We start from the raw sequence: 25,288 nt of genomic DNA, 5'->3' as shown, positions 1-25,288 counted from the left end.
TTTGAACCTCTGAGCCTTTGTACCTCAAAAAAATTAACAAAACTCGTTAAAAGCGTCTTGTAAGTTCTCAGCGATTAATTCAGCTGGGCGACCTTCGATATGGTGACGCTCTAACATGTGAACTAATTCTCCGTTTTTGAACAAAGCCATAGATGGCGATGATGGAGGAAAAGGGAACATGTGTTGTCTTGCAGCATCAACAGCTTCTTTATCTACACCAGCAAAAACTGTAATTAAATGATCTGGTTTTTTAGCTCCTTCTAAACTCATTTTTGCTCCCGGACGTGCGTTTCTTGCAGCACAACCACAAACAGAGTTTACAACAACTAAAGTCGTACCTTCTGCTTTGATAGCATTATCTACAGCATCAGCACTATGTAAATCTTGAAAACCAGCAGCAGTTAATTCAGCTTGCATTGGCTTTACCATTTCTTCTGGATACATATTTCTTAATTTTTAAATTTTACTTTTGAACTGCAAAGTTACGAAGTTTACGCGCACCAACTTAATTTGAACTATAAAGTTTTGTTATAGTTCAATTTATTTAGTCAAAAGTTGAAAAGTCATATAATCGAAAGTCCTAAATTTTACTTTGAAAACCTTACTTGATAAGGATACATTTCGTAAACTGTGTTATCCTCATTAATAGAATATCCTTTTTTAGCATCTTCCTGTGCAACATCATACAGAGCCTTAATTTGCTCTTTTGGCTTTCCCTGTTTCAGCCAGCAAATTGCTTTGTAATATTTTGCATCTGAAAATTCAGGATATATTTTTAATGCTTTATCAAAAATAGCAATTGCTTCATCCAGTTTTTGTAATTCATATTTTGCAATTCCCTGATAAAAATAAGCTGTAGGGTGTTCTAACTTGCTTCTGTTTTTATAAATATCATTCACATAATCATCCAAAAGCTTTTCTGCTTTTGCATATTCATTGAGTTGCAGGTAACTAATTGCCATATAAAAATTATAAGTATGATCCATGACATAAGAGTTTCCGTAAAGTCTGATACATTCCTCAAAATCGGCTATTGCTTCTTTGTAATTATGCGAAAAAATACATTTTATAAAACCGCGGTACGACAGCCAGCGCTCTTTATCATAGAAAACTGCTTTATCTAAATATGGCATTCCGACTTCGTGTTTCTTGCATTTAAAATACGGCATCGCTTTTTGCTGCCATAAGTAAGCAATGGTGCTGTCTTTTTTCAAACCTGCATCAAGACAATTTTGATATTCGGTCATTTCATACATGTAACTGTGTTTATCTACACAGTTTTTAAAAGTCTCTTCGACAATAGCATCTTGCGCTTTGTTTGTTGAAACTTGCGCGTAAGACAAAAGGGTAAATAAGAAGCTAAAACCTAAAGTAATTTTTTTCAAAGTTCATCGTTTTTGGTTGTATTTTTTTGGAAGAAAAATCAGAACAAATAACGATTTTAAAAATGGGATTTTTGGGCACTTTAAAATAACTTTAACATCTTCGAGAAGTGTAGTTTCTTCGTCTAAAAACTTAAAAATCAGTTGAGGATTTCCCTTTCGAAATAAGGATGAAAAAATACGGCTTCCCAATTCATTATGGCGGTAAAGGATATCTAAAAGGAGAAGATCATAAAACCAGAATCTGTTCTTTTTATGAAATGATGAGAGTCTGATTGATTCCTTATTTGAGACAATAGATCCTGAAGCGTCATTATCCTTTAGAAATGAAACCAATGCTGTTGACTTTTTATCTGAATTTTTGAAGGTATAACCTGTACTTGCTTTTGTCCATCCGCCGGCGGTACCAATATTCAGGACGCGTTTGGTATTCTTCTTCCAAAAAGGAAAACAGGTCATGGGAATACTTCCCTGCTCTTTCTCTGTAATTTCGTATTGATCTGCACCGAGATTTCGCAAGTAAATTTGAATCTCATTTTCATATTCTTCTTTTGCCAGAAGATTTTCAGAAAACAAAGTATATTCGACTAAAGCTTCTGTCTTAGAAATAGGCAACACATACATAAATCGCGTATTGCCTCTTTGCTCTATCGAAAAATCCATAAAAGTAGCTTTTTCAGGATTGAAGATTTCATTTTCCGTTTTCACAAACCAGCCGATAAAGTGCTGTTGCAGAACAGGATATTTAGTCTGACTTAAAGGAAAAACTTTACAATAAATACTATTGAATAAATAGTTACAGGTATATCGATTACTTTCTGTACCAACAAAAACATGGGTTTCTAATTCATTGATATCGGTTACTTTCTCCTTTGAAATCGTGATGTTCTCCTGATTGGAAATAGTTTCAAAAACATATTTGTAAAAATCCAAACCCCGAATCTGATTGTATTGATACGGTTTTAGTTCTAAATCCTGCTTAAAATTGTCATGTCCAAATAAAGCTAAATCCCATTTTTTAAAGATTATAGGATCCCAAATACTTTCGTTCTGGCCCCAAAAACACCAAGTACGATCGTTAGTTTCTTTAGCATCTTGGTCTACTAATAAAATAGATCGATCAGAGAATCTTCCGCTCAACACCATTTTATAAACGGTCATTAAAGTCGCTAAACCAGTTCCTGTAAAAATGTAATCGAAATGTGGGATTTGTGAAGATTGCATTCTCAAAAATAAGAAAATTTATTGTTGTTATTTTTGAGAATGCATTTTTAAAACTTAAAAAAAAGATAAAAAATGATCTATAATCTTAATTCCTTCTTTTGAGATTATCGATGTCTTGCTGTTGCTTTTCAAGAAGCTTTTGCTGATTCATAATCTGAGCTTTCTGATCTAGTAAAGATTTATTTTGTTCTATAAGATATAAAGTAAGTTCTTCTACTTTTTTCATCAAAACTTTATTCATTTCACCCAACTCTAATCCATTTTCAGTAATTTCTTTAGCAGAAGGCACCTCTGGAAGATGTTTGTTTATTTTAATGAATTTTTCTAAACTTTCCAATGAGATTATCTTGTAATCATCTTCGAAAACATAATCTGGCCAAACAATTACTTCTACTTTAATTTCTTCGGAGCGAATTTTTCCTTTTACAGATAATTTTTCAGTGGAACTTGGAGCCATACCTATTCCAACATGGTCACTACCACCCTTCAATGCAATAAAAGAAAATCCTTTTTTTGGATCAACAATAAATTGTGAATAGTTAGTTTCATCCCCGTTTATAGATGTTTGTAATCTTAGTTTATCCAGCTTATCTACTTTCCCTAATTGCTCAAAAAACACACCATTACCATCTTGTCCGGAATATAAAAATTGTGAAGCTTCACCCCACTTTATTATTCCGTTTACATCAAGTCTATATTTAGGAGTGTTAGTTCCTATACCAACGAAACCGCCGCTTTCAAAAATATTTGATGTTTGAGCAAATCCGTTTAAAGCTCCGAGCATAATGATAAATAGGGAAAATTGTTTCATATTGTTGTTTTGAAAGTTGTTATTAAATTCCAGACAAAGAAACGAAAAAATTTTTCTCGTTTTGACTTTTTACTATTTCTAAATTATTATGTTTTAACCTAAAAATACTTATAAAATAACTTAAACGATTTTCTCTAAAAGCACTTTAAAATCCTTTGCATTAAGGTAATTGCTGTATTGCAGGATAATTTCATTTTCTTCATTCAAAACACATAAGATCGGATAAACAATTTGTTTGTTTATCGTCCCCAATTGCAACGCCAATTCGTGAACTCCAACATTATTTCCGGAGGGCTGATACTTAAATGTTTGTTTATTAAAAGTAATTGCCCTTTTCTCCTCAGCATTAAAATCAATAAAGTAAAAATCGGAGTTTAACTTATTGATGATTTCCTGATCTTTAAAAGTGGTGTTTTTCATTCTATGGCAAAACTGACACCAATCGGTGTAAATGAATACGATTGTTTTTTTCTTTTGAATGCGCTGCAAACTATCCACTTTTTCAAAGGTTCTCGCTTTGAGTTGACTAAAACCTGTTGTCGTAATTCCGATAAGAAAGACAATTATCATTAGCTTTTTCATACTATCTGAATGTATATCGCAATCCGAAGAATCCGCGAATCGTTTGGTTTTGTCCGTATACATACGTGGTGTCAAAGGTCAATCCGTATGGATTATCGGGTGTTGCCATTACTTTTCCCGCGGCATCATATTGCACATTTTTATCGAAAGGATCATTACTTCTCGAAATCAAAAACGGATTATTTTGCTTTGGTGTAAAGTTCAGCAAATTTTTCACACCTCCATAAAGCTCAAAATTCTTCCATCCAGAATACGTAAATTGTATGTTCTGAATACTGTACCAAGGTGACTTTGGACTTCTTGGGTCTAACTCACTAAGTAACGGAAGATTCATAGGACTGTATACATTTCCGGTATAATCAAGTAATAAATTCCAAGGTTCAATTTTATACGACACGCTCCACGTTCCGGTGAAGTTTTCGGTTAGAAAAGGTCTTTGAGAAATTCCATCTTCTACATTTTTATTGTCTAAAACGGTTGCTCCTAAGATAAACTTTAAACCGGAAGGGAAATTGACATCAACATTGGTACTGATTCCCTGGCTTATGGCGTAACCATCGATGTTGTCATAAATGATTTTGTTAGGATCTGTTTCATAATCGGAAATAATTTTATTGCTAAATCGGGTAAAGAAGGCTGTGGTTTCAATTCCGATAAACGTTCCATTGGTGAAATTGATCTTTTGAATGTAATTCAAATTTGCATTTATGGATTGCTCGGGTTTTAAATCATTCTGAATCACTACATCTCGTGAACCGGTGAGCGCTGCATGATCTTCTGTAAACAAATTGACTACACGAAATCCGGTTCCGGCATTGAATCTAAAAATAGTATTTTCATTTTTCTTCCATCGATAAGCTACTCTTGGCGTAACAATAGAACCATGAATGGAGTTGTAATCGTATCGCATTCCTAATAAGACCTGGCTTTGCTTTGAAAGCGTAATTTCATCCTGCACAAAAATTCCCGGCAACCAAGTGCTTTCAGCTTCTTTTGTTGCAGGTGTATTATCATCGTAGTATGAATAACGGTTGGCGATTCCGGCAAGAAAATCGTTTCTTCCTATTTTCTTATCCCAGGTCAATTGCAGAAATCCAATCTTTTGATTCGCGATATACGATGTTGTTCCGTAGCGGCTATCCTGATAATGTACATTTCCAGAGAAGGAAAGCATTAATTTTTCTTCAAATGGCAATTGATAACTTCCTATCAATTCACCACGTTTTGTATAAACACTTTCACCATAAATTTCGTCACCGCCTCGGTACTTTTTCTCCCAGCGTACATCTCCACCCCAACGATCTTCGTACATTCCACGTGCTGCGATGGTAAACAAACGATTATTTTCACGGGCAAAGCTCCATTTATTAAAGACAGAAATTCTTTCGGACAGGGCTGCATCCGTAAAATTATCTTTGTCTTTGTCTATTACCTGATCGTAATTAAAGTAATTAATACCCACAATGGAAGTCGCTTTTTTTCCGGCATTAAATTTCATTCCCAAATCAAGATTGCTTTCAAAATACGACGTGGTAAAATAATCAGCTGAAAACAAAGGGGCATTGGTTGGATTTTTAGTAATGATGTTAATCAAACCTCCAACGGCTTCACTACCGTACAATGAGGATGCGGGACCTTTTACAATTTCTATTCGCTCAACCAGAGAATTTGGAATTCCGGACAAACCATAAACCGTAGAAAGACTGCTTACAATAGGCATTCCGTCGATTAAGACCAAAGTATACGGACCTTCTAATCCGTTTATGTGAATGTCTCCTGTATTGCAGACACCACAATTCAGCTGTGGACGGACGCCATTTATATTCTGCAATGCCTCGTAAATACTTGGTGTTGGATTTTTCTTGAAGAAAACCGGCGAATATACCTCAACTGGAACGGCACTTTCTAATCGTTTTACTGCTTTTAGAGTTCCGGAAACTACTACTTCATTCAAGTTGTTTTGATTATCGGTCAATTCGAAATCATACGATTGAACTGAATTGTTCTTAACCTCCACTTTTTTCTTTAAACTTTGAAAACCAATTTGTGAAATCTGAAGTGTGTAATTGCCAACCGCAACGTTTCCGATCATGAAGTAACCTAAACTATCTGTTACAGCTTTGTGTTCTGTTCCTAACAAATGAATGTTTACATATTGTAATTTATGACCTTCGCCAGATACAAATCCTTCGATTTTACCCTTTTCCTGAGCAAACGTAAATTGGAAACCAAACAAAAGCAATATCAAAAATAGTTTTTTCATTGTTTTAAAATTAAATTTAGACAAAACTAAAAATTAAATTTGACAAATATAGTTTATAAAGCAAAAAACTTTTTAACTAATTCTTTTCGTATAACTTATAATACCTAACAGGTTTCTAAAACCTGTTAGGATAGGCAAACGTTAGCAAATTCAATTACACAAACTCAGCATCGATAAGTTCTTTATTGATTGCCGCTCCGGCAAATGATCCTGAAGAAACTGCCATTGCAACAGATCTTGCCTGAATGCAACTATCGCCACTGGCAAAAATGCCTGAGACAGTAGTCTTTTGCATAAGATCGACTTTAACTAAACCTTGTTCTGTCAATTCGCAACCTAAAGATTCGATTAGGGAACAATGTTGTTCAAAAGGCGGACGGAAATAAACCGCTTCAATCTCCATTTTAGATTGATCTTTGAAAATGATTTGCTTAATATTTCCCTTTACATGTTCTATTGCATCAATTTCATTTTCAATTATTTGAATATTATGTTGTTTTAAAACTTCAATATCTTTTGAAGCTAAAGTCGATTTTCCGTTGGTTAAAATTCTTAGGTCTTTCGTCCAGTTTGAAATCATTTTGGCGTATTCAAAGCCCATTGCTCCGTTGGCAATAATGGCTGTTTTCTGTTCCTTGACTTCATAACCATGACAATATGGACAATGTATAACGGAAATTCCCCAGCATTCAGCTAGACCAGGAATTGCTGGAAGTAAATCTTTGACGCCTGTTGAAAACAATATTTTCTTGGCAGAGAATACTTTACCGGATGCTGTGGTGATTTCGAATCCGTTTTGGGTTTTAACCGCTGCTGTGGCAAGTCCGCTATAAAATTGAACGGAATTATAATACTCGACCTGTAGTTTGGCTTTCGCCGAAATTACCGCGGGTTTTTCACCATCTTGGGTTATGAAATTATGTGAATGTGGTGTTTGTCTGTTGCAAGGCAAACCACTATCGATAACCAAAACTTGTCTTAATGCACGACCTAAACTCATTGCTGCTGAAAGTCCGCTATAACTACCTCCGATAATTATAACATCAAAATGATTTTGTTTCATAAGTATTTCATTTATATTTATAGCCGCTCCCGCAACTATTTTTTATGTAATTTATAATTCAATAAATGCCCTACGATCATTCCGACTCCTCCAATATATAGAAGGTCAAGATGAATCTCCAAAATAATGTCAGCAAGAACACTTATCCAGATTAAGCTCATCGAAATAACAAGGATCGCTGATATTAAAATCGAGGTCTTGTTTACAATTTTTAAAATGGCTAAAAGTCCGATCGTGGCAAAGAACAAATCGACAAAAGGATTATGACTTAAACCTAAAGGCAAAATGGTAAGCAGCGGAAAAATCAAACAATGAACCAAACAAATAGTTGCAGACGAAATTCCTAAAATATCGTAAAAGGATGAGGTAGTTTTCTTCATTTTCAGTACTTTTGATTAATGCAATTTTGTTGCAAATATACACTTTTATTTAACTTGCAACAATGTTGCATTAAAGTTTTTACTATGGACAAAACGAAAACAACACGCAATACAGCAGCAAAGACGGCCGTTTTAGAGATTTTGACTCAATCAAAAATTGCTTTATCTCATACCGAAATTCAGAAACAAACAAATGATCTATGCGATCGCGTTACGATTTACAGAATCCTCGACCGCTTAGTTAACGACGATATTATTCATAAAATTGTCAATCTTGATGGTACTGTAAAATATGCAAAATGTCATCATCATGCACAACGTGTACATATTCATAACCATGCGCATTTTAGCTGCGAAAAATGTTTGGAGATCACTTGTCTTGAAAATGTAAAGCCGAGTTATATCATTCCACATAACTATAAAGTCAACGAGATAAACTTTACATTGTCAGGTTTGTGTCCGAATTGTTTAAATTCTAACAATTAAGATTTAGACAAGCCTAAAAATATTGTTGCACGAATATGATTAATCCCTATATTTGTTCAAACAACATTTTTTACAATGGCCAACTCTTTAGAAGAAGTACATCAATCGGTAGCGACAGAACATAAAAAAACAGGATTCAGAAAAATATTAGCCTTTTTAGGTCCCGCCTATTTAGTAAGCGTAGGTTATATGGATCCTGGAAACTGGGCAACAGATATTGCCGGTGGAAGTCAGTTTGGATATTCTTTGCTTTGGGTTTTATTGATGAGTAACTTAATGGCTTTGCTTTTGCAGAGCTTAAGTGCAAGACTTGGTATCGTAACGCAACGCGATTTGGCGCAAGCTTCGAGAGAAACGTATTCGAAATTTACCAATTACATTTTATACTTTTTAGCCGAAATTGCTATTGCCGCCTGCGATCTTGCAGAGGTTTTGGGAATGGCAATCGGGATTAATCTTTTATTCGACATTCCGCTTATCGAAGGAGTGCTTATCACGGTGTTAGATACTTTCCTCCTCCTTTTCCTGATCAATAAAGGAATTCGTAAAATGGAAGCTTTTATTATTGTGCTGGTTGCCATCATCGGATTCTCCTTCATTTTTGAAATGATTTTTGCTGAACCGGAACTTGACAAAGTTATGTACGGACTTATTCCGTCTATGCCAAATTCTGCTGCATTGTATATCGCGATCGGAATTATTGGTGCTACTGTAATGCCTCACAATTTATATTTACACTCGTCGCTAGTACAAACCCGTAAGTTCGACAGAACGCCAGCGGGTATTAAACAAGCTTTGAAATATAACTTTATCGATTCTACTATTGCCTTGAACCTGGCGTTTTTTGTAAATGCTGCTATTTTAATTTTGGCCGCAGCTACCTTTTACAAGAATGGTATGTTTGAAGTGGCCGAAATTCAGGATGCACACCAATTTCTTGAACCGCTATTGGGTACTAAATGGGCACCAATCTTATTTGCGGTTGCTTTGATTGCTGCCGGACAAAGTTCGACTGTAACGGGAACACTTGCCGGACAAATCGTAATGGAAGGTTACCTGAATTTACGCATTCAGCCTTGGGTTCGACGCATTATTACCCGATTGATCGCGATTGTTCCTGCTGTTGTGGTGATCTTAATTTATGGAGAAAGTGTAACGGGAAAACTTTTGATTTTAAGCCAGGTTATTTTGAGTTTGCAATTGGGCTTTGCGATTATTCCGTTGATTCACTTTGTGAGCGATAAAAGCAAGATGAAGGGTTTTCATATTTCTAAAATAACACAGGTTGCTGCATGGATTATTGCCCTTATCATTGTTTCGCTTAATGCTAAATTGGTTTATGATGAAATAACATCGTGGCTTGCCAGCGCTGAACAGCCTTTGTTTTTATGGCTGACGGTTGTTCCACTTGCTTTTGGACTTTTGGGATTGCTTTTATACATTATTGCAAAACCTTTTATTGCCAGAGCTAAATCAGATATCGAGAATCACTCGCCACATCACTTAAAACTGGAATACACTCCAAAAGAAGCGTACAGCAAAAAAAACATTGCCATTTCTGTCGATTTTTCTAAAGCGGATGAAGCTGCACTTAACAATGCTTTTGAACTTGGCGGAATCGACGCGCAATATACTTTAATTCATATTGTGGAAACTGTTGGCGCACTTATGTACGGAGGTCATGTTGACGATCACGAAACTACAATCGATGAAAAGCTTTTATTGGAATATAAAGAGATGCTTTCGCAGAAGGGCTTTAAGATCGAAACTGCTCTTGGTTTTGGTAAACCAAACACTGTAATTCCGAAGATTATCAATGAGGGTAATTTTGATGTTCTGGTTATGGGAACCCACGGCCACACAGGTGTAAAAGATATTTTATTTGGTACGACTGTAGATAAACTAAGACATAAAATTTCGATACCTTTGTTGATTGTTAAAAAATAGGGACATAGCAACAGAGGGACAAAGGGACAAAGATTTTAAAAACTCTGAACCTTTGTTGCTTTGCACCTTTGCACCTCAAAAAATAAAAAAATGACTTTTTCAGAAGAAAACTATCTTAAATCAATTTATCATCTTACGGCTTCTACTGATGCGGAGGTTAGTACAAATGCTATTGCTGAAATGATGGAAACGAAAGCTTCATCGGTGACGGATATGCTGAAAAAACTTTCTGAGAAGGATTTGGTGCATTATAAAAAATACCAAGGTGTTTCTTTGACTGAAAACGGTAAACTGGCGGCTAAAATGATTGTTCGTAAACACCGTTTATGGGAGGTGTTTTTGGTAGAGAAGTTAAGCTTTAGCTGGGATGAGGTTCATGATATTGCGGAACAGCTGGAGCATATTAAATCGGAACAATTGATTAATCGTCTGGATGATTTTCTGGGCAATCCGACTGAGGATCCGCATGGTGATCCTATTCCGGATGCTAACGGACGTATTGTTAAGATTGAAAAGTATTTACTTTCTGAATTGGCAGAACAACAGGTTGGTATTTGTGTTGGGGTAAAGGATACCTCATCGGAATTTTTGAAATATCTGGACAAGCAGGAAATTGCGCTGGGTTCTCAAATTGAATTTCTTTCTAAAGAATCTTTTGATTTATCGGTTAAAATTAAGGTTGATGGACGTGAATTGTCTATTTCTAATAAAATAGCTTCTAATTTGTTTGTGAAACTGGCTTAATGCTATTTCACGGAGATACGCGAAGATTTTTTATACAGTTTTGTATGGAACGAACTATATTGCAGCAGCTTCCCGAATATTATTATGTTGAAGCTTTAATTTATCGCGCAAAGGCGCTAAGACGCAAAGTTTAAACGAAAGCTTAAGGATTAATTTAGCAAATGCGGATTGGAATTTATTTGTGAAACTGGCTTAATTTCTTAGAGTTATTTCGCGAAGAATTGCACAGAGGTTCACTAAGATTTTTTATACAGTTTTGTAGGGAACGAACGATATTGCAGCAACTTCCCGAATGTCATTATGTTGAAGCTTTAATTTATCGCGCAAAGGCGCTAAGACGCAAAGTTTAAACGAAAGCTTCAGGATTAATCTGTTGAAAATATTCACTCAAACATCTTTTAGAAATCAAATCTCCTAGCCCCGATAGAAGTGGAAATCCTTTTGTGCCGGGGTTCGGCACAAAAGATTAGAATGGATAGCGGGATTAGCTCCTAAAAACGAACTTACACACTATCCTTTTCTTTATTTAATTATGCCCTTCTCTATCATTTCAAGCATTACCGGTGATGCGTTCTTGAAGGTTGGTTCCTGCTCGATAATACTTCCTGCGTTCTTTTTGTTTACTTTGAAGGTCACATCGTTGTCTGTTGTGAATAAAAGTGCGGTTAAAAACGGATTCTTGATATAGGTTCCTAATACTAATAATGCTTCGTCTAATGTATGGATGCTTTCGATTTCTTCGGTTTTGTAACGTGAAGTCAGTGAAATCGAAAAGGTGTTGTCTTCATTTAGGACCAATCGGAAGTAAATGTTTTTGATTTCGGTATCACCGATGGTTTTTGCTAAAGTAAGTTTGGCAAAGGTTCCGCTTTGTATGCTTTCTTTAACGCGCTCACAAAAAAGAGCAAATATTGGTTCGTACATTTTTTAAGGTGCTTAGGTTCTGAGATACTGAGGTTCTAAGTTTTTTTAATTACTTTGAGAATCTTTGTGTTGTTTTGTCACAGAGTTACACAAAGATTTCGCAAAGTTACACAAAGCTTTACATTAAATTTCTTCTTTATGACTCTCTGTGGAATCTTTGCGCAACGCTACGGTTAAACTTTATTTTCCTGTAAATTCGGCTTTGCGTTTTTCTAGAAATGCTGTGGTTCCTTCTTTAAAATCCTGAGTACCGAAACATTTTCCGAATGATTTGATTTCGACATCGAAACCATTTTTACCATCTGTATAATTGGCATTGATTGCTTTTATGGCTTTACTGATAGCAAAAGGAGCATTTTTGATGATTTTTTTTGCGATTGCTGTTGTAAAGTCAATTAGTTCTGATTGCGATACTACATGGTTTACTAAACCATATTGCTGCGCTTCCTGTGCAGAAATCATTGCTGCGGTCATAATCATTTCCATAGCGCGTCCTTTTCCCACTAATTGAGGCAAACGTTGTGTTCCTCCGTATCCCGGAATAACGCCTAAGGTTACTTCCGGCAATCCCATTTTGGCATTGTCTGATGCTATTCTAAAATGACATGCCATGGCAAGTTCTAATCCACCACCTAATGCAAAACCATTAACGGCAGCAATAACTGGTTTTTTAAGATCCTGAATGAAATCGAATAAAAGTTCTTGTCCTTGGGCTGCCAATTGTGCGCCTTCGACAACGGTATAGTTTGCAAATTCTGAAATATCAGCTCCGGCTACGAATGCTTTTTCTCCGCTTCCGGTTAAAATGATAACACGAACGTCATCGTTTTTACCTAAAATTTTAATGGCCTTGTGCAGATCTTCAATCGTTGCTTTGTTTAAAGCGTTTAGTTTTGTAGGTCGGTTAATGGTTACGGTTGCAATTTTTTCTTCGATAGAAATTAAAAGATTTTCGTAGTTCATGACGCTGATTTTATGAGTTTGTGATAGGGAGAGAAACTCTAAAGGTGGTTCCTTTTCCGAAAGTTGATTCAAAGGTAATTGTTCCTTTGTAATTTTCGATGATGTTTTTTATAATTCCGAGTCCTAATCCCATTCCGCTTGTTTTTGTGGTGAACTTGGGTTCGAAGATTCTTCCTGTATCTTGTTTTTGAATTCCGACTCCGTTATCCTTTACTGCTATTTCGACATTGTTATTACGCCTTTTTACGGTAACTAAAATTGATTTTTGAGCCTGATTTTCGGGAATTGCCTGAGTAGCATTTTTTACCAAGTTGGTGATAACACGGATAAGCTGCGTTCTGTCCATGATAGAAATGATTTCTTTTTCCTGACTTTCGAATGCAATGTATTCTTCATTAAAGATATCAAGTGCTAGTTCTACTACCTCAACGACGTTAAGTGTTTCGTTTTGTTGCGCGGGCATTGAAGCAAAATTCGAAAATGCCGAGGCTACAGCGCTCATGGTATCTATTTGCTGAATAAGTGTTTCGGAATAATCATTCATTTTTTGCTTGACGTCTGGGGCGAGCGGATCAAATTTTCGTTGAAAGCTCTGTACTGTTAAGCGCATTGGCGTAAGCGGATTTTTGATTTCATGCGCTACTTGCTTTGCCATTTCGCGCCATGCTTCTTCACGCTCGCTTTGAGCCAGCTTAATCGCGCTGCTTTCCAACTTATCGACCATTCCGTTATAGGCTCTGATCAAAAAGTTGACTTCTTTGCTGTTTGCTTCAAGAACAATTTTCTCGTTTTTCTGATCCAGATTGGTTTCTTCGAGCTTATCAGAAATGGTTTTTAATGATTTGGTGATGTACGTGGATAGGAAGTATGCAATTGCAAAAGCGACGATTAGCATAAAAGAATATACCTGACTAAGGCGAATTAAAAAGGTGTTTAATTCGTTGTCGTAATAGCCATCATCTTCTAAGTACGGAAGGTTCAAAACTCCCAATGGTTTGAATTTTTCGTCTTTTATTAAACTAAAAGAAGATCTGTTTTTGACACCATCTATGGTTTTAATATCAACAAAGCGCTTTTCGATAGATGAACGAACCAGTTTCAGGATGAACTCCGGAATTGGTGGCGCTACTTTATCTACTGCAAAGGACTCTTTTGAGGACTTTAGCAATTTTCCGTCGAGGCTGTAAATATTGATTTCGATTTTGTGAATCTGGGCTAATTCATGGATTTTATCTTTGAAAATTAAATCCAGATTGCCGGTTTTTAAAGGATAGGTCGTCGTTGCAAGAACATAATTGATGTGTTCTTTTACTGCGTTTTCTTTTCGCTCTAAACGTTCCTGATGGTATTCTTTTGCTTCGTTCTTGAATTGAATAATTGAAATGGAAGCTAATAGAAATGATGCCACAACAATCAATACAATCATCGACAGGAATATCCTGGTTCGCAGTGAAAGCATTGACATTTTGAAGTTGTTCACCATGATTTTTAATTATGAATTATGAATTGTGAATTATGAATTAGCAGTGCATCTTTAAAATTGACAATTCATAATTCACAATTTACAATTATTTTTTCTCTCTTATTCTTTTGTAAAAACGAAAGCCTAACATGATTAGTACTGAAAATAAAACAATTCCCACTACTCCAAAAATCCAGTTGAAAGCACTTTTCAGGATAACTAAAAAGACTACTGCAAAAAGGATTATGGTTGCGCCTTCATTCCATAAACGCATATAGTTAGTTGTATATTTTACCTCATCGTTTTGTAATTGCTTAAATATCTGATGACATTTTGCATGATACAAATACAAAAGGAAAACAAATCCCAACTTAACATGCATCCAAGGCATTTTGAGCCAAACTTGTCCTATGTCTGTAAAGAACAACATCCAAAAAGCAAAAATACTTGCTAAAACTGCAGAAGGCCATGTAATGATATACCACAAACGATAGGTCATTATTTTGTATTGTGCCTGTAAAATTTCTTTTTCTGGCGATGGCTTGTCGTTGGCTTCAATTTGATATACAAATAAACGCACGATATAAAACAAACCCGCAAACCAGGTAATTACAAATATTAAATGTAACGATTTTAAGTAGTTATAATATTCCATTTTTTTCGTTTATGGTTTTGGGTTTTTCAATCTAAAATCAAAAGTCTAAAATCTAAAATATCTAAACAGCTGCCCAATCATTAATCCACTTACCTACTGTTTCACACCATTCATCATCGTCATTCAAACACGGAATAGCCAAGAATTCCTGTCCTCCGTTTTTCTCAAAATCTTCTTTAGCGCGCATGGCAATTTCTTCTAAGGTCTCTAAACAATCTGAAACGAAAGCTGGTGTTACTACAGCTAAATTTTTAATTCCTTTGCCCGGCATTTTATCGATTTCAACATCGGTATAAGGTTCTAACCATTTATCACCTGCTAAACGAGATTGGAATGTAAGGCTGTATTTGTCTTCAGGAAGTCCTAATAATTTTACGACTTGTCTTGTGGTTTCGTAACATTGGTGACGATAACAGAAATCATGTGCCGGCGAAGCTGTGTTACAGCAAGAACCGTCGATTTTGCAATGTGATTTTGTAACATCGGTTTTACGAATATGACGTTCTGGGATTCCGTGGTACGAAAACAATAAATGATCGTAGTCAAAACCAACTAAATGTTTTTGGATAGAATCTGCTAAGTTTTTAATGTAATCCGGTTTGTTGTAAAATGCAGGAACGTCTGTAAAAGTCATGTTTGGAAACTTCTTTTTACGAATTTCTTCTGCTTTTACTAAAATGGTAAGTGTAGATGCCATTGCATATTGTGGGTACAATGGAAAAAGCAATACTTCTGTAACGCCTTTATCGTGTAATTCCTGCAATCCTTTTTCGATAGTCATGCTTCCGTAACGCATTGCCAATGCTACCGGAACATTTACCAAAGGCTGTACTTTTTTCTGCATTCTTTCTGAAAGAACGACTAAAGGTGAACCTTCATCCCACCAAATCTTTGCATAAGCATGCGCTGATTCTTCTGGTCTTTTTCTTAAAATAATACCACGAACTAATAAAGCTCTCAATAAATACGGAACATCAATCACGTATTTATCCATTAAAAATTCGTCTAAATATGGTTTTACATCTTTTGCTTGTGGACTTTCCGGTGATCCTAAGTTTACTAGTAGTACGCCTTTCATTATTGTTTTATTGCTTTAGGCTTTAAGCTTTGGGCTTTAAGCATTTGTTTGTTTTTAATTTTTCGTCAAAAGTATTCTATAATACTTTTTAGAAATATGATAATTATTACTTTTTAATTATTGTAGAATATCTAAAATTGATGCTTAATTAATCTTCTTTAATCATTACTTATATTAATCATTTCTTCTCGCATCTTTTCCTCCCAATCTTTCCCATTTCTTTTTTCAAGGTAAAAGGCCGTAACTCTTTTATATTCTTTTGCTAAAATAGAAGTTTGTTTGTCAACCATACATCCTAAATTATGTTCATACAAACCATATTTGGTCAGAATATTTTTCCTTAACTCACGTTCAACTTGACTTCTATTCAATATTTCATCCATTTTTTCAATATGTTCACGAGTTGCTTTAGACATTGTATCTATTGTCGATTGTGCAAAAACAGGTCTGATAAAAGGTAGTCCATTAGTAAAATATTTAACAGAATCTACTTTTATATCGTGTTGAGCATTTTCTAATATTTCAATAAAAGATGGATCTCTTAAATTTGCACAGCTTAAAAAGGTTAACGCAAATATTAAAACTCCTAACTTAAGCATAGATTTTCTTTTATATTTTTCAATTATACATATTTACTACACATTCGTATTTATGGACATTAAATATTTCTTTGGGGTTGTCGCAAATTTTTTCTTGAATGCCGCAATAAAGTGACTTCCGGTGCTATAACCAATTTTCAATCCTACTTCGTTTACATTATAAGATCCGCTGTCTAATAGTTTTCGGGCGAAATCCATTTTGTAATCGAATAAGAAACCATAGACAGTATCGCCATAAATTTGTTTGAACCCCATTTTGAGTTTCTTTAAATTCAGACCAATCTCATCTGCCAATTCCTGCAGGCCCGGAGGTTCCGCCATATTCGCGATAATAATTTCTTTGGCTTTTCGTATTTTAAGAACGTTGTCTTCATCTATCAAAAACGGACATTGCTCTGCATTTGGATCTTCAGTTCTGTTGAAGTACAAACTCAGCAATTCATATCCTTTTCCTTTATAATACAGGTTTTTTATAGACGGATGCAGGTTGTAATGAAACAGCTGACTCAATACGATAGCCATTGAAGGACTGATATTTCCTTCGTTGTAATACTTTTTATCCTTATTATCAGGGCTTAAAAAAGTAATATAATCTGCTTCTGCAGAAAACAACGCGTGAAATTTTTTAATCGATACAATTACAGATATCACCCATGAATTTGGAGAAAGTTCTAAATTTAATGGCAATTCTTTCTGTGGATTGTACAAAAGCAACGATTTTTCTTCTTTCAATTCTAAGGCGTAATTACCCTGATTGAACAAAAATTTGGCATTGCCTTTTATCCCAAAGTGAAACTGAATCAGCCCACTACCAACTTCATGCTGCGCAAAAAAAGGCTCAGAACCATCGTTCTGAAAGCGGATAAGCGTAAAGTCGTCTTCAATTTTTATAATTTCCTGAGAACCCATAGCGATGTTTTTTAGAAGATAAAATCACAAGTAATCAAAAATCTTATTTAGAATCACTCTAAACAAATTGTTTCAAACAAGTTGATTTTGCTACAAAAATACTTCTTTTTGCATAAAAACAGACGTTTAGAATCAAAAAAACACGCAGCGATACAAAAAGCACTTTGAGCGTTATTTTTATCAGCACTATAGTCCTAATTTTGTTGAACTTTTATGAAAGTGAATTTATGGAAAACATTAATGTACCGAAACACCTATATTTTTATTCAGTTGGATTAAGTTATAAGAAAGCTGATGCTGAGGTTAGAGGTCAATTTAGTTTGGATGCGATTGCTAAAACGCGTTTGCTGGAACAGGCTAAAACGGAAGGAATAGAAAGTTTAATTGTCACTTCGACTTGCAACAGAACCGAAATCTATGGTTTTGCCGAGCACCCATTTCAATTAATAAAACTTATTTGTGATAACAGCAACGGTACTGTCGATGCTTTTCAGAAAGTAGGTTTTGTATATAAAAATCAAGAAGCTATTAATCACATGTTTCGCGTAGGAACAGGATTAGACAGTCAGATTCTTGGTGACTTCGAGATTATCTCTCAAATCAAAACAAGTTTTACCCATTCTAAGTCATTAGGTTTAGCCAATACTTTTTTAGAGAGATTGGTCAATGCCGTTATTCAGGCAAGCAAGAAGATTAAGAATGAAACAGAAATCAGCTCAGGCGCTACTTCCGTTTCTTTTGCATCTGTACAATACATCCTTAAGAATGTTGAAGACATTAGTAATAAAAACATTTTACTTTTTGGAACCGGAAAGATTGGAAGAAATACTTGCGAAAATCTTGTAAAACATACCAAAAACGAACATATTACTTTAATAAACAGAACGAAGGACAAAGCGGAGAAATTAGCCGGAAAACTAAATCTGATTGTTAAAGATTATTCAGAACTTCATTTAGAACTTCAAAAAGCTGATGTTGTTGTTGTTGCCACAGGTGCTCAAAACCCAACGGTAGACAAAGCAATCTTAAATCTAAAGAAACCTTTATTGATTTTAGATTTATCTATTCCTAAAAACGTTAATGAAAATGTTGAGGAATTAGAAGGTGTTACTTTAATTCACATGGATTACTTGTCACAATTGACAGATGAAACATTGGAAAACAGAAAACTACACATTCCGGCAGCTGAAGCAATTATAGAAGAAGTTAAGGAGGAATTCATCACCTGGACAAAGGGCCGCAAATTTGCACCTACTATTAATGCTTTAAAAGACAAGCTTAACGCTATTAAAACGTCTGAATTGAATTTTCAAAGCAGAAAAATTGCCGATTTTAATGAAGAACAAGCTGAAATCATCAGCAACAGAATCATTCAAAAAATTACTACTCATTTTGCGAATCACCTTAAAGATGATGACACCATGGTAGATGAAAGTATTGAATGGATTGAAAAAGTCTTCAAAATAAAAGCATCTTAGTTTTTTACCATTAAGATATTAAGCTAATTAAGCTTAATAGTAAAAAACATGCACAAACCTTAATGATACTTAATATCTTAATGGTGAGAAAAATAAAAAAACCTTGGTTTTAAAAACAAAAATGGCAGAAAAGACAATAAGAATAGGAACACGCGATAGCGAATTAGCACTTTGGCAAGCACATACTGTAGAAAAAAAGCTAAACGATTTAGGTTATAAAACTTCAATTGTTGCTGTAAAATCTCAAGGTGATATTATTCTTGACAAACCACTTTACGAACTGGGAATTACGGGAATTTTTACTAAAACTTTAGATATTGCGATGATCAATGGTGATATTGATATTGCTGTTCATTCTATGAAAGATGTACCAACTGCTTTACCTAAAGGTATTGTTCAGGCTGCTGTTTTAGAAAGAGCTAATGTTCTTGATATTTTGGTACACAAAGGAAATCCGGATTTTGCAAATAACCCAAGTACTATTGCTACAGGAAGCTTACGCCGACAAGCGCAATGGTTTAATAAATATCCTAATCATACTGTAGTTGATTTACGTGGAAACGTAAACACCCGTATGCAAAAATTACAAGACAATAATTGGGACGGAGCTGTTTTTGCTGCTGCAGGATTGGAGCGCATTAACCTGAAACCAGAAAATTATATTAATTTAGATTGGATGGTGCCTGCACCAGCTCAAGGCGCAATGATGGTTGTGGCAATGGAGAATGACAATTATACTCTTGATGCCCTTTCTCAATTAAATGATATTGAAACTGAAATTTGCACTTATATCGAACGTCAGTTTTTAAGAACACTCGAAGGTGGCTGTACTGCTCCTATCGGTGCTTTGGTTCGCTACAACGAAAACGAAGATACTTTGCACTTTAAAGGTGTTTTGCTTTCTGTCGACGGAAAACAAAAATTGGAGATTGACAAAACGGTTGCCATTGAAGAATGGAAAAAGCTGGGATTCTTTGCTGCACAGGAAATTTTAAATTCCGGTGGAACAGAATTAATGCAATCTATTAAAGAATCTTTAAAAAAGTAAATGGCAAAATCAATTCAAATAATCGCAACAAAGAAGCTTTCTGCTATTCAGAAACAAGAATTACTGAAATCAAATATTGGTGTAATCGAAGCTGATTTCATTGAAACCCACAACAAACCTTTTGAATTAAAAGACCTCAACGACAATTTGATTTTTACGAGTCAAAATGCTGTTCACAGTGTTTTATCAAATCCAAATTCAGAAAAACTAAAAAGCAAAAATGTATTTTGTGTTGGTTTAAAAACAAAAATTCTTTTATCAGAAAACGGATTCAACGTGGTAGCTTACACGGGTTATGCTGCCGACTTAGCCGAAATCATTACTTTGATCTACCGCAACGAAAGCTATACGTTTTTTAGCGGAAATCTTCGAAGAGAAACACTACCAAAAGCATTGCAGGATGCTGAGGTAAAAATGAATGAGATTCAGGTTTATGATACTTCATTAAAACCTCAAAAAATAAGTACCGCCGCAGACGGTATTTTATTTTTTAGTCCTTCCGGAGTTGAAAGTTATTTGAAAGAGAATACCATAAAGAAAGAAACTTGCTTTTGTATTGGTGAAACCACAGCAGAAGCTTTACATAAAATCACAAAAAACATCATTATTGCTGATCAACCAACGGTTGAAGACGTAATCGAGGATGTAATCACTGAATTTGGCTATAAGCAGTAGGCTATAAGCTTTAAGCAGTAGGCTTTATGCCTTTAGCAAAATAAATATCGCTTATTACCTAAGCTTATAGCAACAAACTAAAAAAGCCTAGAGCCTAAAGCTTATTGCCTATGGCAAAAAATAAAAAACACGAACACGCTGAAAGTCTAAAAACTGAAAGCCTAAAGCAATAAAAAACAATGTTAAAAAACGATCTATTTTTAAAAGCATTAAAAGGAGAAACTGTACAACGTCCACCAGTATGGATGATGCGTCAGGCTGGAAGATATTTACCTGAATTTATTGCGCTTCGCGATAAGTATGACTTCTTTACACGTTGCCAGACTCCGGAATTGGCTGCAGAGATTACGGTTCAGCCTATTCGCAGAATTGCTCCTGATGCTGCTATTTTATTCTCGGATATCTTAGTTGTTCCTCAGGCAATGGGAATCGAAGTATTGATGAAAGAAAATTTTGGTCCTTTTTTACCAAATCCAATTCGTTCAATGGCAGATGTGCACCGTGTTTATGTACCGGACATTCAGGAGAGTCTTGGTTATGTAATGGATGCTATTAAATTAACGAAAGAAATGCTAAACGACGAAGTACCTTTAATTGGTTTCGCCGGTTCGCCATGGACTATTTTCTGTTACGCTGTAGAAGGAAAAGGTTCTAAAAGTTTTGATACTGCCAAAGGATTTTGTTTTTCTAATCCTGCAGCAGCTCATACATTATTACAAAAAATCACAGATACCACCATTTTATATTTAAAAGAAAAAGTAAAAGCAGGTGTTGATGCTGTTCAGATTTTTGATTCTTGGGGAGGAATGCTTTCTCCTGTAGACTATCAGGAATTTTCATGGAAATATATCAACCAGATCGTTGAAGCTTTAGCGGATCATGCTCCGGTTATCGTTTTCGGAAAAGGATGTTGGTTTGCTCTTGGCGAAATGGGTAAAAGTAGAGCTTCTGCACTTGGTGTAGACTGGACTTGTTCAGCAAGAAATGCGCGTTACTTATCTGGTGGAAACATAACATTACAAGGAAATTTCGACCCGTCAAGATTACTTTCTCCAATTCCAACGATCAAGAAAATGGTTCATGAAATGATCGATGAATTCGGAAAAGATAAATATGTTGTAAATTTAGGCCACGGTATTTTACCAAATATTCCTGTTGATCACGCTAAGGCGTTTATTGACGCAGTGAAGGAATACGGACAATAGTATTTTGTAACTAATTAAATATTCGGCGAGGTTTTAAAAACCTTGCCGAAAAAACAAATAAGAATGTTAAACAAAGGACTAAGAGACGAAGAAAGCATCAGGATAGAGAATACGCTACGCACTTTGCACGCTCTTATTTTTGTACCTAGATTCTGGAACGTAGAAGATACCAGTCTTATTGACGAACAACTCAAAGCTTTTGGTCTGAGTTTACAAAGAACAATTGAAATACCGGAAGAGGAATTGATCATTTTGTTACAGCGATGTCATCTTGACTGGAATCAACAAGAACAATTTGCTGATATTTTAATGGGCTTATCGCAAGAAAAACAATTTAATTTTATAGGAAAGGCACTTGCCATTTACCAATATATCCAACAGGAAAGCAAAGTTTTTTCGTTTGGAATCAATACTAAAATTGCTTCGGCTAAAAGCAAATAAGCAATGTACTTTACTGATCTAAAAATAGAAACGATTGATAGCATACTTCCAGAAGAGTTTTATAAGCTTATCGACAAGAATAGAGCTCATATAGAGAAAACATTTCCTGTTACTTTAGCGAACTGTTCCGATTTTGATAAAACAAAACACTTTATTGCTGTAAATCAGGATAAAGAAAATAATAAAGAAGGTTACTTTTTTTATGCCCGCAATACAAAAACGAATGCCTTAATTGGATATCTATGTGTAAAAAGCATCGATAACAGAATTTCAAAATGTGAGTTGGGTTATTTTATTGACAAAGATTTTGAGGGAAAAGGAATTACATCTAAAATTGTATCCGAAACGTTAGCCTTTTGTTTCCATACGCTAAAAATGAACAAAGTTTTTATCTGTACTTCAAAAATTAATATCGCAAGTCAGCAAGTTGCATTAAAACATCATTTTAAACAAGAAGGAATATTACGCGAAGAATTTAAAAGCAGCGAAGGCACATTAGAAGACATCGTTTACTTTGGATTACTCAAATCAGAATACATTACTCATGAAAGATAAAATCCTTATGCTTACTTTTTGCTTGAGTCTATTTTCTTGTAAAACCTATACTATCAATCCTGAAAATTTTAAACAACAATTTGAAAATATTGAATATGATCAATCTACATCTGCTATAACTGGCCCAATTCATTATAACGGTTTTCAAATCAAAACATTAAAAGTAAAAGATAAAGAGGGCAATACACAGATACTAGAAAACAAACCATCTTTAGAAATGCGTGTCACTTTAAATAATGGAAAGCGAAAACATTTTTACTTTGATAGTATAAAATTTATAAATGACACTTTAATTGGTCATAAATCAAGATTTCTTCCAAAAATGATTACAAAGATTCCATACAATGAAATATCAAAGATTGAAATTCAAGATGGTGGAAAGAATTTTAAATATAAAAATTAATCTAGCATGAAAGATAAATTTTACGCATACATACAAAAATTACAAGACCAGATTTGTGCTGGATTAGAGACTGTTGACGGAGCTGCAAAATTTCGCGAAGATCTTTGGGAACGTCCTGAAGGCGGTGGAGGAAGAACTCGTGTTATTGAAAACGGAAATGTATTCGAAAAAGGCGGTGTAAACATCTCTGGTGTTCATGGTAAACTGCCGGAAGCGATGCAGAAAATGTTTGGCGTTGCCGAAGCTGATTTTTTTGCCTGTGGACTAAGTTTGGTATTGCATCCTAAAAACCCAATGGTTCCTACTGTTCATGCAAATTGGCGTTATTTTGAAATGTATGACGAAAACGGAAAAGTTATCGAGCAATGGTTTGGCGGTGGACAAGATTTAACACCTTACTATTTGTTTGAAGAGGATGCAGTACATTTTCATCAGACTTGTAAGACGGCTTGTGATAAGCATAATCCTGATTTTTATTCGAAATACAAAAACCAATGTGATACTTATTTCTGGAATGCACACCGAAATGAAGCTCGCGGAATTGGCGGTTTGTTTTTTGATTACTGCAAAGCAAATGAAACAATGGATATGGAGGACTGGTACAACTTTGTAACGGAAGTTGGTGATAGTTTCTTAGAAGCTTATGTTCCTATTGTAGAAAAACGAAAAAACTTAGAATATACGGATGCTAACAGAACATGGCAGGAAATTCGTCGTGGCCGTTATGTAGAATTTAATCTGGTTCATGACAAAGGCACTTTATTTGGATTAAAAACCAATGGTCGTATTGAAAGTATTTTAATGAGTTTGCCTCCACACGTGCAGTGGGTATACGATCATCAGCCTGAAGAAGGCAGTAAAGAGGAAAAAATAATAAAAGTACTACAAGAACCGGTCGATTGGGTCTAATATATTACCCTAATCTATCAGAATTAGTTTTAGCTTTTTTGTAATTTTATTCTCTGTAATTTTCATCAAATTGGTGATTATTACACAGTTAAAATAAATTACATTAAAAAAAGCATGTAAAAATGAATCTAAGACTAATTATTTTATTTCTCCTTGTAAGTACTTGGAATTGTTTCGCTCAAAATGATTCTATTTCTAATATTATAGACTATGATGATAAAGTGATAGCCAGCCTTTACCAGTTAGAAACAGCCAATCGTTTTGATATTCTATCGGGCAAAGAAGCCAATTTTAGAACTGTTAGTATTGAGCCCGATTACAAATCACAGTTAGGTGTTAGTTTAAGTTATCAGTTTCTTAATCTGAGTTTGAGCTTTGCACCAGATTTTTTTCCGGGAAACAAAGAAAGTAGAAACGCAAAATTACTCAGTTTCAACTACACGCTATTTTTAAAAAAATGGGCACAGTCCTTTACTTTTATTAATCAAAAAGGGTTTTATATTAGCGAAAAAGGACTTAGCCTTCCTCTTCCGGATATGCGTACTACTAAAATTGGAACCACAACATCTTATATTTTTAATGACAATTTTTCGTACAAAACACTGACTAGCCAAAATGCATGGCAACGAAAAAGTGCCGGTAGTTTTGTTCCAAAACTATCCTTCTATTATACAAATCTTACTTTCAATTCGGATTTGGATTTTTCAGATGGAAATATGTATTTTTTATCATTAGCGCCAACCTATTGTTATAATTTCGTAATTAGTAACCGTTTTATAATAGGTTCCGGAATTGGATTTGGCGCAGGAATTAATATGATTGATGAAAAAGTGTATGGTCTGTACCAATTTGATTTTAATTTTAAACTCGGTTACAATAAAGACGATTTCTTTGTCTTTGCAAACACTAATGTAGTTAGTTTTTTTCAAAGTGATGCTGCCCAAACCAGACTTGATGATACTTTATCCAGCTTTATTTTTACAATTGGTTATCGCTTTGATGCTCCCAAAAAAGTCAAAAAAGTTTATGAAAAGATTCATGAAAAAACAGGTCTATAACTATAAAAAAATGCCCCGTAAGAAATTGAATTCATACTGAGCAT

The 25,288-nt window shown here is 34.8% G+C and carries 27 protein-coding genes; 12 read left to right on the top strand and 15 right to left on the bottom strand.

What is annotated here, in order from left to right; genetic code table 11:
- Positions 1-33: 33 nt before the first annotated feature.
- From B0A66_RS03340 to B0A66_RS03305, 8 genes are all read right to left on the bottom strand, one after another.
- Positions 34-444, bottom strand: a complete 411-nt coding sequence (locus B0A66_RS03340; protein WP_026982321.1) for a BrxA/BrxB family bacilliredoxin — start codon at positions 442-444, stop codon at positions 34-36.
- Between the two features lie 143 nt (positions 445-587).
- A complete protein-coding gene (locus B0A66_RS03335; protein ID WP_089048435.1) occupies positions 588-1,385 on the bottom strand; it encodes a tetratricopeptide repeat protein in 798 nt (265 codons plus the stop codon).
- Between the two features lie 3 nt (positions 1,386-1,388).
- Positions 1,389-2,606: a lycopene cyclase family protein gene (locus tag B0A66_RS03330; RefSeq protein ID WP_089048434.1), complete on the bottom strand. Its 1,218-nt coding sequence runs from the start codon at positions 2,604-2,606 to the stop codon at positions 1,389-1,391.
- Positions 2,607-2,691: 85 nt separating this feature from the next.
- Complete coding sequence (locus B0A66_RS03325) at positions 2,692-3,417, bottom strand: hypothetical protein (protein ID WP_089048433.1); 726 nt, start codon at positions 3,415-3,417, stop codon at positions 2,692-2,694.
- Positions 3,418-3,537: 120 nt separating this feature from the next.
- Entirely contained in the window at positions 3,538-3,999 is a 462-nt protein-coding gene (locus tag B0A66_RS03320) for a thioredoxin family protein (protein ID WP_089048432.1), read from the bottom strand.
- Position 4,000: 1 nt separating this feature from the next.
- Positions 4,001-6,262 carry a TonB-dependent receptor gene (locus B0A66_RS03315; protein WP_089048431.1) on the bottom strand — a complete coding sequence of 754 codons (2,262 nt, stop codon included), beginning with the start codon at positions 6,260-6,262 and terminating at the stop codon, positions 4,001-4,003.
- Between the two features lie 154 nt (positions 6,263-6,416).
- On the bottom strand, positions 6,417-7,325 hold the full coding sequence (locus B0A66_RS03310) for an NAD(P)/FAD-dependent oxidoreductase (protein WP_089048430.1): 909 nt from the start codon (positions 7,323-7,325) through the stop codon (positions 6,417-6,419).
- Between the two features lie 35 nt (positions 7,326-7,360).
- Complete coding sequence (locus B0A66_RS03305) at positions 7,361-7,705, bottom strand: MerC domain-containing protein (RefSeq protein ID WP_089048429.1); 345 nt, start codon at positions 7,703-7,705, stop codon at positions 7,361-7,363.
- Between the two features lie 84 nt (positions 7,706-7,789).
- Between B0A66_RS03305 and B0A66_RS03300 the strand changes: the two genes are divergently transcribed.
- The 3 genes from B0A66_RS03300 to B0A66_RS03290 all read left to right on the top strand — a co-directional run bounded on the left by B0A66_RS03300 (position 7,790) and on the right by B0A66_RS03290 (position 10,882).
- Positions 7,790-8,191, top strand: a complete 402-nt coding sequence (locus B0A66_RS03300; protein WP_089048428.1) for a Fur family transcriptional regulator — start codon at positions 7,790-7,792, stop codon at positions 8,189-8,191.
- Positions 8,192-8,266: 75 nt separating this feature from the next.
- The gene (locus tag B0A66_RS03295; RefSeq protein WP_089048427.1) at positions 8,267-10,138 is read left to right on the top strand and encodes an Nramp family divalent metal transporter; all 1,872 of its coding nucleotides are present in this window, start codon (positions 8,267-8,269) and stop codon (positions 10,136-10,138) included.
- Positions 10,139-10,228: 90 nt separating this feature from the next.
- On the top strand, positions 10,229-10,882 hold the full coding sequence (locus tag B0A66_RS03290; protein WP_089048426.1) for a metal-dependent transcriptional regulator: 654 nt from the start codon (positions 10,229-10,231) through the stop codon (positions 10,880-10,882).
- Between the two features lie 522 nt (positions 10,883-11,404).
- Here B0A66_RS03290 and B0A66_RS03285 read toward each other — a convergent pair.
- The 7 genes from B0A66_RS03285 to B0A66_RS03255 all read right to left on the bottom strand — a co-directional run bounded on the left by B0A66_RS03285 (position 11,405) and on the right by B0A66_RS03255 (position 17,472).
- Entirely contained in the window at positions 11,405-11,806 is a 402-nt protein-coding gene (locus B0A66_RS03285) for a hypothetical protein (protein WP_089048425.1), read from the bottom strand.
- 180 nt (positions 11,807-11,986) lie between these two features.
- A complete protein-coding gene (locus B0A66_RS03280; RefSeq protein WP_089048424.1) occupies positions 11,987-12,769 on the bottom strand; it encodes an enoyl-CoA hydratase/isomerase family protein in 783 nt (260 codons plus the stop codon).
- Between the two features lie 10 nt (positions 12,770-12,779).
- The gene (locus tag B0A66_RS03275) at positions 12,780-14,195 is read right to left on the bottom strand and encodes an ATP-binding protein (RefSeq protein ID WP_089048423.1); all 1,416 of its coding nucleotides are present in this window, start codon (positions 14,193-14,195) and stop codon (positions 12,780-12,782) included.
- Positions 14,196-14,337: 142 nt separating this feature from the next.
- Positions 14,338-14,886 (bottom strand): CopD family protein, encoded by a 549-nt coding sequence (locus tag B0A66_RS03270; RefSeq protein ID WP_089048422.1) that lies wholly within the window; start codon positions 14,884-14,886, stop codon positions 14,338-14,340.
- A 61-nt stretch (positions 14,887-14,947) separates the two neighbouring features.
- On the bottom strand, positions 14,948-15,964 hold the full coding sequence (gene hemH, locus B0A66_RS03265; protein ID WP_089048421.1) for a ferrochelatase: 1,017 nt from the start codon (positions 15,962-15,964) through the stop codon (positions 14,948-14,950).
- A gap of 158 nt (positions 15,965-16,122) precedes the next feature.
- A complete protein-coding gene (locus tag B0A66_RS03260) occupies positions 16,123-16,563 on the bottom strand; it encodes an FEKKY domain-containing protein (RefSeq protein ID WP_089048420.1) in 441 nt (146 codons plus the stop codon).
- Between the two features lie 36 nt (positions 16,564-16,599).
- A complete protein-coding gene (locus tag B0A66_RS03255; protein ID WP_089048419.1) occupies positions 16,600-17,472 on the bottom strand; it encodes an AraC family transcriptional regulator in 873 nt (290 codons plus the stop codon).
- A gap of 227 nt (positions 17,473-17,699) precedes the next feature.
- Between B0A66_RS03255 and hemA the strand changes: the two genes are divergently transcribed.
- The 9 genes from hemA (at position 17,700) to B0A66_RS03210 (ending at position 25,244) form a co-directional block, all read left to right on the top strand.
- Entirely contained in the window at positions 17,700-18,950 is a 1,251-nt protein-coding gene (gene hemA / locus B0A66_RS03250) for a glutamyl-tRNA reductase (protein ID WP_089048418.1), read from the top strand.
- 121 nt (positions 18,951-19,071) lie between these two features.
- Entirely contained in the window at positions 19,072-19,998 is a 927-nt protein-coding gene (hemC, locus tag B0A66_RS03245; protein WP_089048417.1) for a hydroxymethylbilane synthase, read from the top strand.
- Positions 19,999-20,673, top strand: coding sequence for a uroporphyrinogen-III synthase (locus B0A66_RS03240; RefSeq protein WP_089048416.1), 675 nt, complete (start codon positions 19,999-20,001; stop codon positions 20,671-20,673).
- A 179-nt stretch (positions 20,674-20,852) separates the two neighbouring features.
- Positions 20,853-21,878: a uroporphyrinogen decarboxylase gene (hemE, locus tag B0A66_RS03235; protein ID WP_089048415.1), complete on the top strand. Its 1,026-nt coding sequence runs from the start codon at positions 20,853-20,855 to the stop codon at positions 21,876-21,878.
- A gap of 63 nt (positions 21,879-21,941) precedes the next feature.
- Positions 21,942-22,319, top strand: a complete 378-nt coding sequence (locus B0A66_RS03230) for a hypothetical protein (RefSeq protein ID WP_089048414.1) — start codon at positions 21,942-21,944, stop codon at positions 22,317-22,319.
- Positions 22,320-22,322: 3 nt separating this feature from the next.
- Positions 22,323-22,874 (top strand): GNAT family N-acetyltransferase, encoded by a 552-nt coding sequence (locus B0A66_RS03225; RefSeq protein WP_089048413.1) that lies wholly within the window; start codon positions 22,323-22,325, stop codon positions 22,872-22,874.
- On the top strand, positions 22,864-23,277 hold the full coding sequence (locus tag B0A66_RS03220) for a hypothetical protein (protein WP_089048412.1): 414 nt from the start codon (positions 22,864-22,866) through the stop codon (positions 23,275-23,277). Before B0A66_RS03225 ends, B0A66_RS03220 begins: the two co-directional genes overlap by 11 nt.
- A 6-nt stretch (positions 23,278-23,283) precedes the next feature.
- The gene (gene hemF, locus B0A66_RS03215; protein WP_089048411.1) at positions 23,284-24,186 is read left to right on the top strand and encodes an oxygen-dependent coproporphyrinogen oxidase; all 903 of its coding nucleotides are present in this window, start codon (positions 23,284-23,286) and stop codon (positions 24,184-24,186) included.
- 122 nt (positions 24,187-24,308) lie between these two features.
- Positions 24,309-25,244, top strand: coding sequence for a DUF4421 family protein (locus tag B0A66_RS03210; RefSeq protein ID WP_089048410.1), 936 nt, complete (start codon positions 24,309-24,311; stop codon positions 25,242-25,244).
- Positions 25,245-25,288: the final 44 nt, after the last annotated feature.

Origin of the sequence: Flavobacterium hercynium (genome assembly GCF_002217285.1) — a bacterium.
GTDB lineage: Bacteria > Bacteroidota > Bacteroidia > Flavobacteriales > Flavobacteriaceae > Flavobacterium > Flavobacterium hercynium.
The sequence above is the reverse complement of the archived record's forward strand: the minus strand, read 5'-3'. Positions and strand labels throughout refer to the sequence as shown.

Coding starts and splice junctions, on each gene's coding strand:
- B0A66_RS03340 (WP_026982321.1), bottom strand. CDS start 444: ATGTATCCAGAAGAAATGGTAAAGCCAATGCAAGCTGAATTAACTGCT.
- B0A66_RS03330 (WP_089048434.1), bottom strand. CDS start 2,606: ATGCAATCTTCACAAATCCCACATTTCGATTACATTTTTACAGGAACT.
- B0A66_RS03325 (WP_089048433.1), bottom strand. CDS start 3,417: ATGAAACAATTTTCCCTATTTATCATTATGCTCGGAGCTTTAAACGGA.
- B0A66_RS03320 (WP_089048432.1), bottom strand. CDS start 3,999: ATGAAAAAGCTAATGATAATTGTCTTTCTTATCGGAATTACGACAACA.
- B0A66_RS03315 (WP_089048431.1), bottom strand. CDS start 6,262: ATGAAAAAACTATTTTTGATATTGCTTTTGTTTGGTTTCCAATTTACG.
- B0A66_RS03310 (WP_089048430.1), bottom strand. CDS start 7,325: ATGAAACAAAATCATTTTGATGTTATAATTATCGGAGGTAGTTATAGC.
- B0A66_RS03305 (WP_089048429.1), bottom strand. CDS start 7,705: ATGAAGAAAACTACCTCATCCTTTTACGATATTTTAGGAATTTCGTCT.
- B0A66_RS03300 (WP_089048428.1), top strand. CDS start 7,790: ATGGACAAAACGAAAACAACACGCAATACAGCAGCAAAGACGGCCGTT.
- B0A66_RS03295 (WP_089048427.1), top strand. CDS start 8,267: ATGGCCAACTCTTTAGAAGAAGTACATCAATCGGTAGCGACAGAACAT.
- B0A66_RS03290 (WP_089048426.1), top strand. CDS start 10,229: ATGACTTTTTCAGAAGAAAACTATCTTAAATCAATTTATCATCTTACG.
- B0A66_RS03285 (WP_089048425.1), bottom strand. CDS start 11,806: ATGTACGAACCAATATTTGCTCTTTTTTGTGAGCGCGTTAAAGAAAGC.
- B0A66_RS03280 (WP_089048424.1), bottom strand. CDS start 12,769: ATGAACTACGAAAATCTTTTAATTTCTATCGAAGAAAAAATTGCAACC.
- B0A66_RS03275 (WP_089048423.1), bottom strand. CDS start 14,195: ATGATTGTATTGATTGTTGTGGCATCATTTCTATTAGCTTCCATTTCA.
- B0A66_RS03270 (WP_089048422.1), bottom strand. CDS start 14,886: ATGGAATATTATAACTACTTAAAATCGTTACATTTAATATTTGTAATT.
- hemH (WP_089048421.1), bottom strand. CDS start 15,964: ATGAAAGGCGTACTACTAGTAAACTTAGGATCACCGGAAAGTCCACAA.
- B0A66_RS03260 (WP_089048420.1), bottom strand. CDS start 16,563: ATGCTTAAGTTAGGAGTTTTAATATTTGCGTTAACCTTTTTAAGCTGT.
- B0A66_RS03255 (WP_089048419.1), bottom strand. CDS start 17,472: ATGGGTTCTCAGGAAATTATAAAAATTGAAGACGACTTTACGCTTATC.
- hemA (WP_089048418.1), top strand. CDS start 17,700: ATGGAAAACATTAATGTACCGAAACACCTATATTTTTATTCAGTTGGA.
- hemC (WP_089048417.1), top strand. CDS start 19,072: ATGGCAGAAAAGACAATAAGAATAGGAACACGCGATAGCGAATTAGCA.
- B0A66_RS03240 (WP_089048416.1), top strand. CDS start 19,999: ATGGCAAAATCAATTCAAATAATCGCAACAAAGAAGCTTTCTGCTATT.
- hemE (WP_089048415.1), top strand. CDS start 20,853: ATGTTAAAAAACGATCTATTTTTAAAAGCATTAAAAGGAGAAACTGTA.
- B0A66_RS03230 (WP_089048414.1), top strand. CDS start 21,942: ATGTTAAACAAAGGACTAAGAGACGAAGAAAGCATCAGGATAGAGAAT.
- B0A66_RS03225 (WP_089048413.1), top strand. CDS start 22,323: ATGTACTTTACTGATCTAAAAATAGAAACGATTGATAGCATACTTCCA.
- B0A66_RS03220 (WP_089048412.1), top strand. CDS start 22,864: ATGAAAGATAAAATCCTTATGCTTACTTTTTGCTTGAGTCTATTTTCT.
- hemF (WP_089048411.1), top strand. CDS start 23,284: ATGAAAGATAAATTTTACGCATACATACAAAAATTACAAGACCAGATT.
- B0A66_RS03210 (WP_089048410.1), top strand. CDS start 24,309: ATGAATCTAAGACTAATTATTTTATTTCTCCTTGTAAGTACTTGGAAT.